Consider the following 13,154-nt stretch of genomic DNA (forward strand, 5'->3'; position numbering starts at 1 on the left):
GGTGAGCATTTTTGTTTTCGGCAGCCGAGTCAGTTTCTGCTAAACTCTGCGCCAACTGACGACATAACAGAGCAACTGACATGCCTTGGATTCAAATTAAACTGAACGCAACTAACGCCAATGCCGAGCCAATTGGCGACATGCTGATGGAAGAGACGGGCGCAGTATCCGTCACTTTTCTTGATGCTCACGACACCCCTGTTTTTGAACCGCTTCCGGGCGAAACTCGCCTTTGGGGCGATACTGACGTGCTAGCGCTATATGATGCCGAAGCCGATAGCGCATGGATCATTGACCAAATTCGCTCAAGCAAACTGCTGAGTGATGACTTTGCCTACAAAGTTGAACAGCTCGAAGATAAAGACTGGGAACGTGAATGGATGGACAACTTCCACCCGATGAAATTTGGTCAACGTTTGTGGATTTGCCCAAGCTGGCGTGAAATCCCAGAACCTGACGCTGTCAACGTAATGCTCGACCCGGGCCTTGCATTCGGTACAGGCACTCACCCGACGACCGCATTATGTTTAGAGTGGCTCGAAGGGCTCGATCTGACAGGCAAAACCGTCATCGATTTTGGTTGTGGTTCAGGCATCCTAGCCATTGCAGCGATCAAATTGGGCGCAGCCAAAGTCGTCGGTATTGATATCGACCCACAAGCACTGCTTGCTTCTAACGACAACGCAGGACGCAATGGCGTAGCTGACCAACTTGAAGTGTATTTGCCACAAGATCAACCTGAAGGCTTAATCGCTGACGTGGTTGTGGCCAACATTTTGGCCGGCCCACTGCGTGACCTGAATGGTGTGATCAAAGGGTTACTTAAGCCCAATGGCCAACTTGCGATGTCCGGTGTTTTGGACACTCAAGCCGAAGAAGTTGCCAACCATTATCGTGACGAGCTTCACATTGACCCGATAATTGAGCTCAATGAGTGGTGCCGCATCTCGGGTCGCAAGCAAGGCTAGATAAGACTTTGCGTGCTAATAGACTGTATTTTATACGATTTACTAAAACAAATTGTAAATGCTCAAATATTAGTCTTTTCACGCAGTAAAAAAATGCGTAAAATGCGCGCCCTTGCTGGTACAGAACTGTGATGACGTTTTGAAAATCGGAAACTATCAACTTAAGAACAATCTTATCGTTGCCCCTATGGCAGGAGTGACTGACAGACCATTTCGAGAGTTGTGTCTTCGCTATGGAGCAGGCATGGCCGTCAGTGAAATGATGTCCTCTAATCCTGCTCTATGGAATACGTCAAAGTCGATGCAACGTATGGTACATGAGGGCGAATCGGGCATTCGCTCGGTACAAATTGCGGGAGCCGACCCACAGCTTATGGCCGATGCAGCCCAATTTAGTGTTGAGAACGGTGCTCAGATCATCGACATCAACATGGGTTGCCCAGCAAAAAAGGTGAATAAAAAGCTAGCGGGTTCAGCCTTACTCCAATTTCCGGAGACGATTGAACAGATCTTGAAAGCGGTGGTGAACGCCGTTGATGTCCCAGTGACATTAAAGACCCGTACTGGCTGGGACACAGACAACAAAAACTGTGTCTACATCGCTAAATTAGCCGAAGACTGCGGCATACAAGCTTTAGCCCTGCATGGCAGAACCAAAGCGTGTATGTACAAAGGCGAGGCCGAATACGACAGCATTAAAGCGGTGAAAAACGCCATCTCTATTCCGGTTATTGCTAACGGTGATATCGATAGCCCAGAGAAGGCGAAATACGTGCTGGATTACACCGGCGCTGACGCTTTAATGATTGGACGCCCTGCCCAAGGTCGCCCGTGGATTTTCCAAGAAATCCAACACTATTTGGAAAACGGCACCACGATGTCTGAACTTCCGGCTGCGGAAGTGAAAGATATTATGCTTGGTCATGTACAGGCTCTCCACAGTTTCTATGGTGAGTATTTAGGCCCTCGCATCGCTCGTAAGCATGTGGGTTGGTATCTGAAAGAACATGAACAAGCGAGTGAGTTTCGCCGTACCTTCAACGCTATTGACGCAGCACCGCTGCAAATTGACGCGCTCGAAGGTTATTTTGATAACGTTGCATCATAATTAAGAGAAGAGCTAGACCGCATATGTTCGAACAAAACCTGACTTCAGAAGCTTTCACAGTAACAACCGTAACTTCACAAGATCAAATCACGCAAAAGCCACTACGTGATTCAGTTAAAGCATCTCTTAAAAACTACCTTGCGCAGTTAAACGGCCAAGAAGTGACAGAACTATACGAGTTAGTTCTTGCTGAAGTTGAACAGCCACTACTCGACACCATCATGCAGTACACTCGCGGTAACCAAACTCGCGCAGCAACCATGATGGGCATCAACCGCGGCACTCTTCGTAAGAAGCTAAAAAAATACGGCATGAACTAATCTAGCTACTGCACAAATCTAGCAACTAGATACCATCGCTTTTAAAACCGAGCCTCTGCGCTCGGTTTTTTCATTTTCACCCAACGGATAACTAAAATATCAACGGGCGGCTTTACTTTGCATTAATGCAATAAAGAGATCTGATTGTTTGAGCGGGCTCTCTCTTCTTCTGTTGTCGCATTTACGCGACCGCAACAAACTGGTTACATTGTGCATGTGATGGAAATTTACCGACCGATCCCCAAATCACTTGTCGTGAACAGTGCATACAATGAGTAAGGCTTTATCCCCCCAAAAATGGAGTGACTAAGATGAGCTCGGCGACGCAACAATCTAAACACCAAGTCAAATGGGCCTATAATGATAAAACCACTCGGAAGATTGACAAGGAGTGACGTCAATGAGCTTACTGAACTTGCGCCAGACCAAAATTAGAACGCGTTTATACCTGCTGACCACGGTCACCACACTGCTACTGTTGATCCCATTTGTCTCCATGCTCAATAGTTATCAACACGATTTAATGCAATCAAAACAGACGAAAACTCGCCACATCGTCGAAACAGGATACGGCGTATTAAGCTACTTCCACCAATTACAAATCGATGGCACCTTGTCCGAGCAGCAAGCACAGACTCAAGCCAAACAAGCCATCGCGAAACTGCGCTACGAGGCTGATGATTATTTTTGGATCAACGACCTTCAGCCAAGTATGATCATGCACCCAATGAAGCCCCAATTGGACGGTAAAGATCTCTCCAATGCCGCAGACCCGACCGGAAAAAAACTGTTTGTAGAATTTACTAAAGTCGCTAAACAGCAGGGTGAAGGCTTTGTCGACTATATGTGGCCCAAACCAGGTTCTAGCGTCGATGTGGGTAAAATCTCTTATGTAAAATTATTTAAACCTTGGGGTTGGATCCTCGGTTCTGGAGTCTACATCGACGATGTCAATGCGTTGATTTGGCAACGCCTACAATCGATATTGCTCATTCTTAGCATCGTCATTATTGTGATGCTGATTCTTTCAGTAGTGATAGGAAATAGCATCACTAAACCGTGTGAAGAAACCAAACAGGCACTCGAAGAAATCGCCAAAGGCGACGGTGATTTAACCAAACAGCTCTCTGTGCAAGGTAGTGATGAGCTGTCACACATAGCGCAAGCCTTCAATGAGTTCACAGAGAAGATTCGTCATACTATTACCAATATCACACCGATCACCGACAATGTTAACCACTCGGCAAATGAGCTTACTCAACTCTCACAACATGCCTCAATCAAAGCCTTAGAGCAGCAGCAATCCGTCGATACGGTTGCATCAGCGATGAACGAACTGCATGCGAGTAATCAAGAAGTGGCTAATGCGGCGAGTAGTGCCGCGAAAGCCGCGCATACGGCCAGCAGCAAAGGCAAAGAAGGCAGCTCGGTGATTGGCAAAGCTTCTGATTTTATGGACTCCTTGTCTGCACTACTGACCACCACTGACACCACCACTAAAAACCTCGCGAAAGAGACACAAGATGTCGGAGCGATACTGGCGGTCATCCAAGGGATAGCTGAACAAACCAACTTATTGGCCCTGAATGCGGCGATTGAAGCAGCACGTGCTGGTGAACAAGGGCGAGGCTTTGCGGTCGTCGCGGATGAAGTACGGGCGCTGGCAACGCGTACTCAAACCAGCACCAACGAGATAGAGCAGATAATCAATAGATTACAGGCTCGCGCAAAAGAGCTGGGAGAATTTATGGCTCAAACGCAGCAACAATCAACCGCCACACAGCAACAAGCCGTTTTAGCTCAGCAAGTACTCAATGAGATCGACGAGCAAGTAAAACAGATTCTCTCACTCAATGAACATATTGCTGAGGCAAGCGCCCAGCAAACCACCGCTACAGAAGAGATTAATCGCAATCTGACTCATATTGCCGAGCACAGCTCCCAAGCTGCAGCCCAAGCCGATCAAGTGTCGACAGCCAGTCAATATCTCTCAGACAGTGGCCAACAACTGAAACAGAGCATTAGCCATTTTAAAGTGTGAGCAACTCACGCCTTATCGGCTGATGAGATCACTCCAATGCCGCTAAAATTGAGCAGTGGCTGGCGTTGTCGTCTATATGACCGCAGCACGCATCGTTGATTTTTTTTAGCGCTTGACGAATCGCCGTTAACTCGGCGATTTTTTGATCAATCACCACCAGCTTAGCGCTGGTGATCGATTTCACTTCTGCACAGCTGTGTTCGGTCGCTTCCAGCTTTATTTCCAGTAACTCTTTGATCTCATCCAAACTGAGCCCTAGCTCTTTGGCTTTGAGAATAAAACTCACCTGCTGCTGATTTTTTTGATTATATAAACGATAACCAGACTCACTGCGTCCCGCCGGTTTTATTAGCGCATTTTTTTCATAAAAACGCAGCGTATCGGTTGAAACTTTACAGCGTTTGGCGAGCTCTCCAATTTGAAACATCTCATTCTCCTTTAACGTTTTTATTACGTTTGATACCCAATATCGCCGTTTTTATAAAAAAATTTGCGATGCCAAACGATTGCGCGAGCTTTTTGATGATTGTTTGGTTAGAATGTGCGCCATCAAATTTCCCATTAACTCCATGATTTGAGGAAGACCGAAGCATGAATAACGCTCGTCCTATTCACCGCGCATTGATCAGCGTATCAGACAAAACCGGCATTGTTGAGTTCGCTCAAGCTCTCGCGAAGCGAGGTGTCGATATTCTTTCTACTGGTGGCACCGCTCGCTTATTAGCAGACCAAGGTATTGCTGTTACAGAAGTTTCTGACTACACCGGTTTTCCTGAGATGATGGACGGTCGCGTAAAAACATTGCACCCGAAAGTACACGGTGGCGTGCTGGGCCGCCGCGGTCAAGATGACGACATCATGCAACAACACGGTATTAAGCCGATTGATATGGTGGTCGTCAACCTTTACCCGTTTGCCGAAACCGTTGCTAAAGCAGGTTGTACCCTAGCTGATGCGGTAGAAAATATCGACATTGGTGGGCCAACTATGGTGCGTTCTGCGGCGAAAAACCACAAAGATGTGACCATAGTGGTGAATGCATATGACTACGACCGTGTCATTGCCGAGATGGATGCGAACGACAATTCCCTAACACTCGAAACACGTTTTGACCTTGCGATTGCCGCTTTTGAACACACCGCTGCTTACGATGGCATGATCGCCAACTACTTCGGCACTATGGTTCCATCCTATGGAGAGAACAAAGAAGGTGATGAAGAGAGCAAATTCCCGCGCACCTTCAACCAACAATTCCTGAAAAAACAAGACATGCGTTACGGTGAGAACAGTCACCAAGCGGCCGCTTTCTATGTTGAAGCCAACCCAGAGGAAGCGTCAGTCTCTACTGCACGCCAACTCCAAGGTAAAGCGCTCTCTTACAACAACATCGCCGATACCGACGCCGCTCTTGAGTGTGTGAAAGAGTTCTCTGAGCCAGCGTGTGTGATTGTCAAACACGCCAACCCATGTGGCGTTGCCTTGGGCAGCGATATTCTTCAAGCTTACAACCGCGCTTACCAAACCGACCCAACGTCTGCCTTTGGTGGCATCATCGCGTTCAACCGCGAGCTAGACGCACAAACCGCAGCGGCGATTGTTGAGCGCCAGTTTGTTGAAGTGATCATCGCACCAACCGTTTCAGCGGAAGCGATTGAAGTGGTTGCGGCGAAGAAAAACGTGCGCCTGCTTGAGTGCGGTGAGTGGTCAGCGAAAACCACGGGCTTTGACGTGAAACGCGTCAATGGTGGCTTGCTAGTGCAAGATCGCGATCAAGGCATGGTTAGCCTTGATGATCTCAAAATCGTAACCAAGCGCCAGCCGAGTGAAGAAGAGAGCAAAGATGCTCTTTTCTGCTGGAAAGTGGCTAAGTACGTCAAATCAAACGCGATTGTTTACTCAAAAGATGACATGACTGTTGGCGTGGGCGCAGGCCAAATGAGCCGCGTTTATTCAGCCAAAATTGCGGGCATTAAAGCGGCCGATGAAGGCTTGCAAGTCGAAGGATGTGTGATGGCTTCTGATGCCTTCTTCCCATTCCGTGACGGCATTGATGCCGCGGCGCAAGCGGGCATCAAGTGTGTGATTCAACCGGGCGGTTCGATGCGCGATGACGAAGTGATTGCCGCCGCCGATGAACACGGCATGGCGATGATCTTTACTGGTATGCGTCACTTCCGTCACTAAAAACCTTACCCCACCCTAGCCCTCCCCTAAAAGGGGAGGGAACAGAACGAAATGACCTTACTTCCCTTTAGGGGAGGGAGAATAGAACGAAGTGACCTCACCTAACTTTTAGGAAGAAGTATTGTTCTCCAAGTTCCTCCCCCTTTTAGGGGGAGGTTAGGAGGGGGTAAATGGCAACAAACAAACTCTATACGTTAAAGGATACTCATAGATGAACATTCTGATTATAGGTGCTGGCGGTCGTGAGCACGCTCTGGGTTGGAAAGTCGCTCAAAACCCAAATGTTAAAACTGTCTTTGTTGCTCCGGGTAATGCGGGCACAGCGCTTGAGCCTAAACTTGAGAACGTCAACATTGCAGTGGAAGACATTGCTGGTTTGGTCGCTTTTGCTCAAGAAAAACGTATTGAACTGACCATTGTTGGCCCAGAAACACCCTTAGTGCTTGGCGTGGTGGATGCTTTCCGTAAGGCGGATTTACCCATCTTTGGCCCGACGCAAGCAGCAGCGCAGCTCGAAGGCTCTAAAGCGTTCACCAAAGATTTCTTAGCTCGTCATCATATTCCTACTGGGGCTTACGCTAATTTCACAGAAATTGAACCTGCTTTGGCATACGTCCGCCAGCAAGGCGCGCCGATTGTGGTCAAAGCCGATGGCCTTGCCGCTGGCAAAGGGGTCATTGTGGCGATAACGCTGCAAGAGGCCGAAGACGCGATTCAAGATATGCTCGCAGGCAATACCTTTGGCGATGCAGGCAGCCGCGTGGTGATTGAAGAGTTCTTAGATGGAGAAGAAGCGAGCTTCATTGTCATGGTCGATGGCGTAAATGTTCTCCCTATGGCCACCAGCCAAGATCATAAACGCGTCGGTGATAAAGACACTGGCCCCAATACTGGCGGCATGGGCGCTTACTCGCCAGCTCCGGTGGTCACGCCCGAGATCCATGAGCGCGTGATGCAAGAGGTGATTTATCCAACGGTGCGCGGTATGGCGGCAGAAGGCAACCCTTACACAGGTTTTCTGTACGCTGGGCTGATGATTGACGCACAAGGCACACCGAAAGTGATTGAGTACAACTGCCGCTTTGGTGACCCTGAAACTCAGCCGATCATGATGCGGATGCAATCGGATTTGGTCGAACTCTGCTTTGCCGCACTGGAAGGCAAACTCGATCAAGTGGAGTCAAAATGGGACCCACGCGCTTCTATCGGTATTGTTTTGGCCGCTGGCGGTTACCCTGCCGACTACGCGAAAGGGGATGTTATTTCTGGCTTACCAACGCAAGAAGTCGCAGGTGAGAAAATCTTCCACGCAGGCACAAGCGACCAAGCTGGAGAAGTCATCACCAACGGTGGTCGCGTGTTATGCGCAACCGCACTGGGTAACACGGTTTCACAAGCGCAGCAGCGCGCTTACCAATTAGCCAAACAGGTCAACTGGGATGGCATATTCTATCGCAGCGATATTGGCTACCGCGCGATAGCTCGTGAACAACAGACAACAAAATAACAACGACAAAGCTAGGTTATGATCCAATAAGGCGCTCATTGAGCGCCTTATTTTTATACTTCATATTCATACTTCTGTATTGGCTTGGTGTTAAACCCACTTCGAGATGAACTTAATCATCACTTCAACAATTGCGGTTTGTCGACACAGCCATGATTCTCATCAGCAAGCATTAATAGCTCTTCGATATAGACACGGTTATTGCGGATTTTACCTAAAAATGCGATGTAGTTATCCAATGATGCTAAACGACTGACCACAAAACTGGGCAGCGTTTGGTTAAATTCCATCTGCGTGTATTCATGACCCGTGCAGGTTTCAAACACTTCGCCATCCCACACCCCTTGAATCAGTTCTAACCCTTGGTTGTCTTTATTTTTGGTTTCTGAGATCAGGTATTGTGCCTGTTGCAGATAATGGGAAAGCTGCTCTTCATCGAGTGGCAGTATTTTTCCATCGACACGGTATTGTTGATAAATGGCCTCGCCAGCGTCATTAAAACGTAAGTGAACCGAATAAGGTACGAGCGATTTCTTTTGTAGCTGCTCACCTTCACGCTTGAGCTCTCTTAATGTCCCTTCATCCCAGCGATAATTAGTTTTATACCAACCATAATCACCTGATGCGACATAATCGGCGGCGCTGTTTGGAGAGGCTGAACGCTCGATATACCAATAAAAACTGGTGGCATCACCCATGGTTTGCCCACTGGTATAATTGGAATATTGTTCGAGACTAGGCGTATGGCTAGAGGAGGAGCACCCCACTAAGACTAGGGGAAATAGAATGGATAAAAGAATTTTCTTCATGGGAGAAATCTACGCCGAGAGAGTATCTCGGCGTAGTATAAATTATTTCACTGAATCTTTCAGTGCTTTACCGGCTACAAATGCTGGAACGTTAGCTGCTGCGATTTGAATCTCAGCACCTGTTTTAGGGTTACGGCCAGTACGCGCTGCACGGTGGTTTACTTTGAATGTACCAAAACCAATTAGTTGAACTTGGTCACCCTCTTTGAGAGCGCCTTCAACTGCGCCTAAAGTCGCTTCAAGAGCAGCTTTTGCTTGTGCTTTAGATAAGTCTGCTTTTTCAGCGATAAAGTCGATTAATTGGGTCTTGTTCATTAGGTTTCCCTTCTCATGTGTTATCGAATTGACCTCACTCTAAAACATAAAGCCCCCGTCTGGCAAAGGTTTGTCGCTGATCTTTTGTCTCTATGCCGCACTTTTAACCACAATATGAGCAATAACTCACAATTTGTTACTGATTGACAAAGAATATCCGCTTGTTTTTGACGCTGTAAGCCCTTATTTATAGCGTACTTATGCTTGGATACCTGATATTTCAGGTCACTTAAGCGACCTAATATATCAGTGCAATCCTACGCAGGAGAGCCGCCAATGACCGACATTGGCATGGAGCAAACTCAACGCAGTATTGATTTGGTATAGATTAAAACTAAGGAACAATCATGTTTTTGCTTACGGTTTATATTGCCGTTGCCATCGGTGTCTCTTTTATCTGTTCGGTTCTTGAAGCTGTGCTACTGAGCATCACACCAAGCTACCTTGCTCAGTTGCGCCAAAATGCTCATCCTTCAGCTGATAAATTAAGCAAGCTCAAAGCGGACATTGACCGTCCCTTGGCATCGATTCTCACGCTCAACACCATTGCTCACACCATCGGTGCCGCCAGCGCAGGCGCACAAGCGGCGGTCGTATTTGGTAGCGAATGGCTCGGCGTATTTTCTGCGGTGCTAACTCTAGGCATTTTGGTATTGTCGGAAATCGTACCGAAAACCATTGGTGCGACCTATTGGCGTCAACTTGCGCCAGCTTCTGCGGTGGTTTTACGCTGGATGGTGTGGGCGCTGACACCTTTTGTCTGGTTTTCAGAGCAGATCACCAAACGCTTAGCGCGTCACCATGAAGCGCCCAAAATGCGTGATGAACTCTCCGCAATGGCCATGCTGGCCAATGAAAGCGGTGAGTTTGCCGATGGCGAATCAAAAATACTCAATAACTTGTTGGCTATCCAACACGTCCCAGTGACTCAAGTGATGACACCGCGCCCGGTTTTGTTTCGCGCCAGCGCGCAACTCACTATCGACGAGTTTCTCGTGCAACATAGAGATACGCCCTTCTCGCGTCCGCTTATTTATGGCGAAAGCAAAGAGGACATCATCGGTTTTGTGCATCGCTTAGAGCTATTTAAACTGCAACAAAAGGGCCAAGGCAGTAAACGTTTAGAAGAAGTCATGAGGCCGCTTCATGCGCTGCTCAATAAAATGAGCTTATTAAAGGCGTTTGATCAAATGATGCAAAAACGGCTGCAATTGGCGTTAATCGTTGATGAATACGGCACAGTACAAGGCATTCTGACCTTAGAGGATATTTTTGAATACCTACTGGGTGAAGAGATCATTGATGAAGCAGATAAAACCACCGACATGCAGCAGCTCGCTTACCAGCGCTGGGAACGTTGGAAGAAAACACACGGCGTCATTGAAAACAGGGATGAGGAATAAAAAATAAAGGAAATAGAATGGAATCTAATCCTAAATCGACAAAAATGCGGCGTAGAACATTGCGTACTAACGCTACAGCATCAGAACAAAGTGTGTGGGCAAAGTTACGATGCCAACAACTAGGCACTAAATTTCGCCGTCAGTTTGGTATTGGTCCTTATATCGTGGATTTTTATGCGCCAAGTCATCGGCTGGTGATTGAAATCGATGGTGACTCTCATTTCAGCGAGTCTTCTTATATCTACGACCAAGCAAGAACTGATTATCTAGAGCAATTTGGCATTCGTGTTTTACGGTATACAAACGAGGAAGTACGAATACAACTTGATGATGTTGTTGAGGATATTTGTCGCTACTTAAACACCCCACCCTAACCCTCCCCTCAAAGGGGAGGGAATTTAAAAGCGATCACTGTAATCAGCACCTTTCGGCACCGAAACGAACGCTTTTAGTCCCTCACCCTTTTAGGGGGGAGGTTAGGAGGGGGTGTACAGAATTTAAAAGCGATCACTGAAATCAGCACATTTCAGCACCCAAAACGAACATGCTTTTAGTCTCACCCCTTCAAGGGAGACGAGGCCGCTTTTAGCCCCCCCTTCTAGGGGGAAGTTAGGTAGATGTACGAAATTTAAAAGCGATCACTGTAATCAGCACTTTTCGGCACCGAAACGAACGCTTTTAGCCTCTCCCCTTCAAGTCCCCTTCAAGGTAGACGAGAGTGCTTTTAGTCCCTCCCCTTCTAGAGGAAAGTTAGGTAGATGTACGGAATTTAAAAGCGATCACTGAAATCAGCACATTTCAGCACCCAAAACGAACATGCTTTTAGTCTCTCCCCTTCAAGGTAGACGAGAGCGCTTTTAGTCCCTCCCCTTCTAGGGGGAGGTTAGGAGGGGGTGTACTACAAACTCACGCCAATGTTGCTCACGCCTTCGTCGCGTAGCTCTTGGCGTAGGTCTTTAATCAAATCAATATCTCGCTCTACGGCTTCACGCAGAGGGCGGAAAATAGCCCACTGCACATCCCATTCGGCGCAAACCGCTTCATTTTGTTTTTGATTGTCGTTGGTGATCTCTTCGCCCGTTTGCGCTTCTTCTAACTGCGCCACTGTAAGCACCGACACCTGACTGATTTTTTGCATGTTTTCATACAGATAATCGCGATCAAGCAGGCCGTGAAGTAGGTGAGACAAAGCCACACACGCATCAATTGCTGGGTACACAGCGTAAACATCAAAATCTTCTGGGCTTGGAATGATCTCTTCCAACTTCTCCAATTGGTTCTCGAAATTGATTTTGGCACTTTTTACCGTGAGTAATTCCCAAACACTGTCGAGAATATCTCGATATACTCGCGTGTGAGCAAATTCAGTATTGTCGCAAAACATGGCATAGTTCGGGTACATACGTTCACACAAACACGCCATAAAAGTAATTTGTTGCCAAGGTTCAAATTTCTCAAGACGAACCTGCAGAGGGTTTTGTAGCATAATCACTCAATCGCAGCAGAAAAAGACAGCGGAAGTGTACTTGATAACCAACAGGGAAAAAAGCAAAGCCGATGAACAATTTCACTCATAAACTCTATATTCTGACCGAACACAACGATATTTATCGACAAGCGATTGAACAGGCGCAGTTGAGCGGCTTAGCCATCACTGACGATCGCAGCGAAGCAACCATTTTGCTGGCCGCACCACCACTGGCGGCAAAGTATTTGGACGATTTTCCGCAACTGGAATGGTTGCACTCGGAATATGCAGGCGTCGACACCTTAATGTCGCCACAACTTCGTCAAGATTATGAGCTCACCAACGTTAAAGGCATCTTCGGCCAGCAAATTGCTGAATACGTTCTGGGCAACCTGATTGCACACTTTCGCCACTTTGCTTGCTACGCGCAGCAACAAGCGGCTAAACAGTGGCAGACCCACCCTTATCAATCGATCAATGATAAAACCATGGTGATCCTCGGCACAGGCTCGATTGGCAGCCATTTAGCAAAAGTAGCCAAAGCCTTTGGTTTGCACGTGATTGGCGTCAACCGCACTGGCATCCCAGCCAAAAACGGGGGTTTTGATAAAACCTATCACATTAACGAGCTTGCTACTGCCCTCGCCCACGCGGAGGTTGTGGTCAGTACGTTACCCAACACGTCGCACACCAAAGGCTTACTCAATCAAAGTACATTGAGCCATTGCCACAATGCATTGCTGTTTAATGTCGGGCGCGGTAAAAACCTTGTTGAGAGTGATTTGATTGCACTGATTGAAGAGGGTCACATTCAACACGCTTACCTCGATGTGTTTGAAAAAGAGCCATTAAGCGAAGATCACCCGTTCTGGACGCACCCTGCCATTAGCCTTACCCCGCACATCGCAGCAGTGAGTTTTCCTGAGCAAGTGGTTGAGATTTTCACCCGTAATTACGGCTTGTGGCGCGACGGGTTCCAACTTGAAAACAGAATTGATTTTGAAAAAGGCTATTAGGTCAAATAGCGGTTA

Annotated in this window: 13 protein-coding genes; 9 read left to right on the forward strand and 4 right to left on the reverse strand. The window is 47.5% G+C overall.

Features of this window, described 5'->3' with window-relative positions; all coding sequences use genetic code 11:
* The first annotated feature begins 80 nt into the window (after positions 1–80).
* The 4 genes from prmA to AACT18_RS04605 all read left to right on the forward strand — a co-directional run bounded on the left by prmA (position 81) and on the right by AACT18_RS04605 (position 4,437).
* The gene (gene prmA / locus AACT18_RS04590) at positions 81–968 is read left to right on the forward strand and encodes a 50S ribosomal protein L11 methyltransferase (RefSeq protein ID WP_013855808.1); all 888 of its coding nucleotides are present in this window, start codon (positions 81–83) and stop codon (positions 966–968) included.
* 139 nt (positions 969–1,107) lie between these two features.
* Positions 1,108–2,076: a tRNA dihydrouridine synthase DusB gene (gene dusB / locus AACT18_RS04595; protein ID WP_010320339.1), complete on the forward strand. Its 969-nt coding sequence runs from the start codon at positions 1,108–1,110 to the stop codon at positions 2,074–2,076.
* 23 nt (positions 2,077–2,099) lie between these two features.
* Positions 2,100–2,396, forward strand: coding sequence for a DNA-binding transcriptional regulator Fis (gene fis, locus AACT18_RS04600; protein ID WP_010320338.1), 297 nt, complete (start codon positions 2,100–2,102; stop codon positions 2,394–2,396).
* Between the two features lie 400 nt (positions 2,397–2,796).
* Entirely contained in the window at positions 2,797–4,437 is a 1,641-nt protein-coding gene (locus AACT18_RS04605; RefSeq protein ID WP_088721368.1) for a methyl-accepting chemotaxis protein, read from the forward strand.
* Positions 4,438–4,465: 28 nt separating this feature from the next.
* Here AACT18_RS04605 and zntR read toward each other — a convergent pair whose 3' ends face one another.
* Entirely contained in the window at positions 4,466–4,864 is a 399-nt protein-coding gene (gene zntR, locus AACT18_RS04610) for a Zn(2+)-responsive transcriptional regulator (RefSeq protein ID WP_017046798.1), read from the reverse strand.
* A gap of 164 nt (positions 4,865–5,028) precedes the next feature.
* Here zntR and purH point away from each other — a divergent pair, with 164 nt between their 5' ends.
* Together purH and purD are read left to right on the forward strand one after the other, a co-directional pair.
* Positions 5,029–6,621: a bifunctional phosphoribosylaminoimidazolecarboxamide formyltransferase/IMP cyclohydrolase gene (purH, locus tag AACT18_RS04615; RefSeq protein ID WP_094125105.1), complete on the forward strand. Its 1,593-nt coding sequence runs from the start codon at positions 5,029–5,031 to the stop codon at positions 6,619–6,621.
* Positions 6,622–6,832: 211 nt separating this feature from the next.
* Positions 6,833–8,128, forward strand: a complete 1,296-nt coding sequence (gene purD, locus AACT18_RS04620) for a phosphoribosylamine--glycine ligase (RefSeq protein ID WP_094125106.1) — start codon at positions 6,833–6,835, stop codon at positions 8,126–8,128.
* A 119-nt stretch (positions 8,129–8,247) separates the two neighbouring features.
* On the opposite strand, the gene AACT18_RS04625 is transcribed toward purD, so the two are convergent.
* Both AACT18_RS04625 and hupA read right to left on the reverse strand, forming a co-directional pair.
* Positions 8,248–8,937, reverse strand: coding sequence for a DUF1481 domain-containing protein (locus tag AACT18_RS04625; protein ID WP_017046802.1), 690 nt, complete (start codon positions 8,935–8,937; stop codon positions 8,248–8,250).
* A gap of 42 nt (positions 8,938–8,979) precedes the next feature.
* Positions 8,980–9,252: a nucleoid-associated protein HU-alpha gene (hupA, locus tag AACT18_RS04630; RefSeq protein WP_010320328.1), complete on the reverse strand. Its 273-nt coding sequence runs from the start codon at positions 9,250–9,252 to the stop codon at positions 8,980–8,982.
* 347 nt (positions 9,253–9,599) lie between these two features.
* On the opposite strand from hupA, the gene AACT18_RS04635 reads away from it, so the two are divergent.
* Both AACT18_RS04635 and AACT18_RS04640 read left to right on the forward strand, forming a co-directional pair.
* Positions 9,600–10,655: a CNNM domain-containing protein gene (locus AACT18_RS04635; protein WP_017048893.1), complete on the forward strand. Its 1,056-nt coding sequence runs from the start codon at positions 9,600–9,602 to the stop codon at positions 10,653–10,655.
* Positions 10,656–10,672: 17 nt separating this feature from the next.
* Entirely contained in the window at positions 10,673–11,029 is a 357-nt protein-coding gene (locus tag AACT18_RS04640; protein ID WP_017042616.1) for an endonuclease domain-containing protein, read from the forward strand.
* 524 nt (positions 11,030–11,553) lie between these two features.
* Here the strand turns inward: AACT18_RS04640 and AACT18_RS04645 are convergent.
* The gene (locus AACT18_RS04645) at positions 11,554–12,141 is read right to left on the reverse strand and encodes a YjaG family protein (protein ID WP_094123436.1); all 588 of its coding nucleotides are present in this window, start codon (positions 12,139–12,141) and stop codon (positions 11,554–11,556) included.
* A gap of 71 nt (positions 12,142–12,212) precedes the next feature.
* On the opposite strand from AACT18_RS04645, the gene AACT18_RS04650 reads away from it, so the two are divergent.
* Positions 12,213–13,139: a D-2-hydroxyacid dehydrogenase gene (locus tag AACT18_RS04650; protein WP_017048894.1), complete on the forward strand. Its 927-nt coding sequence runs from the start codon at positions 12,213–12,215 to the stop codon at positions 13,137–13,139.
* The last annotated feature ends 15 nt before the right edge of the window (positions 13,140–13,154 follow it).

This window comes from Vibrio sp. V04_P4A5T148, assembly GCF_963875605.1.
Classification (GTDB): domain Bacteria; phylum Pseudomonadota; class Gammaproteobacteria; order Enterobacterales; family Vibrionaceae; genus Vibrio; species Vibrio anguillarum.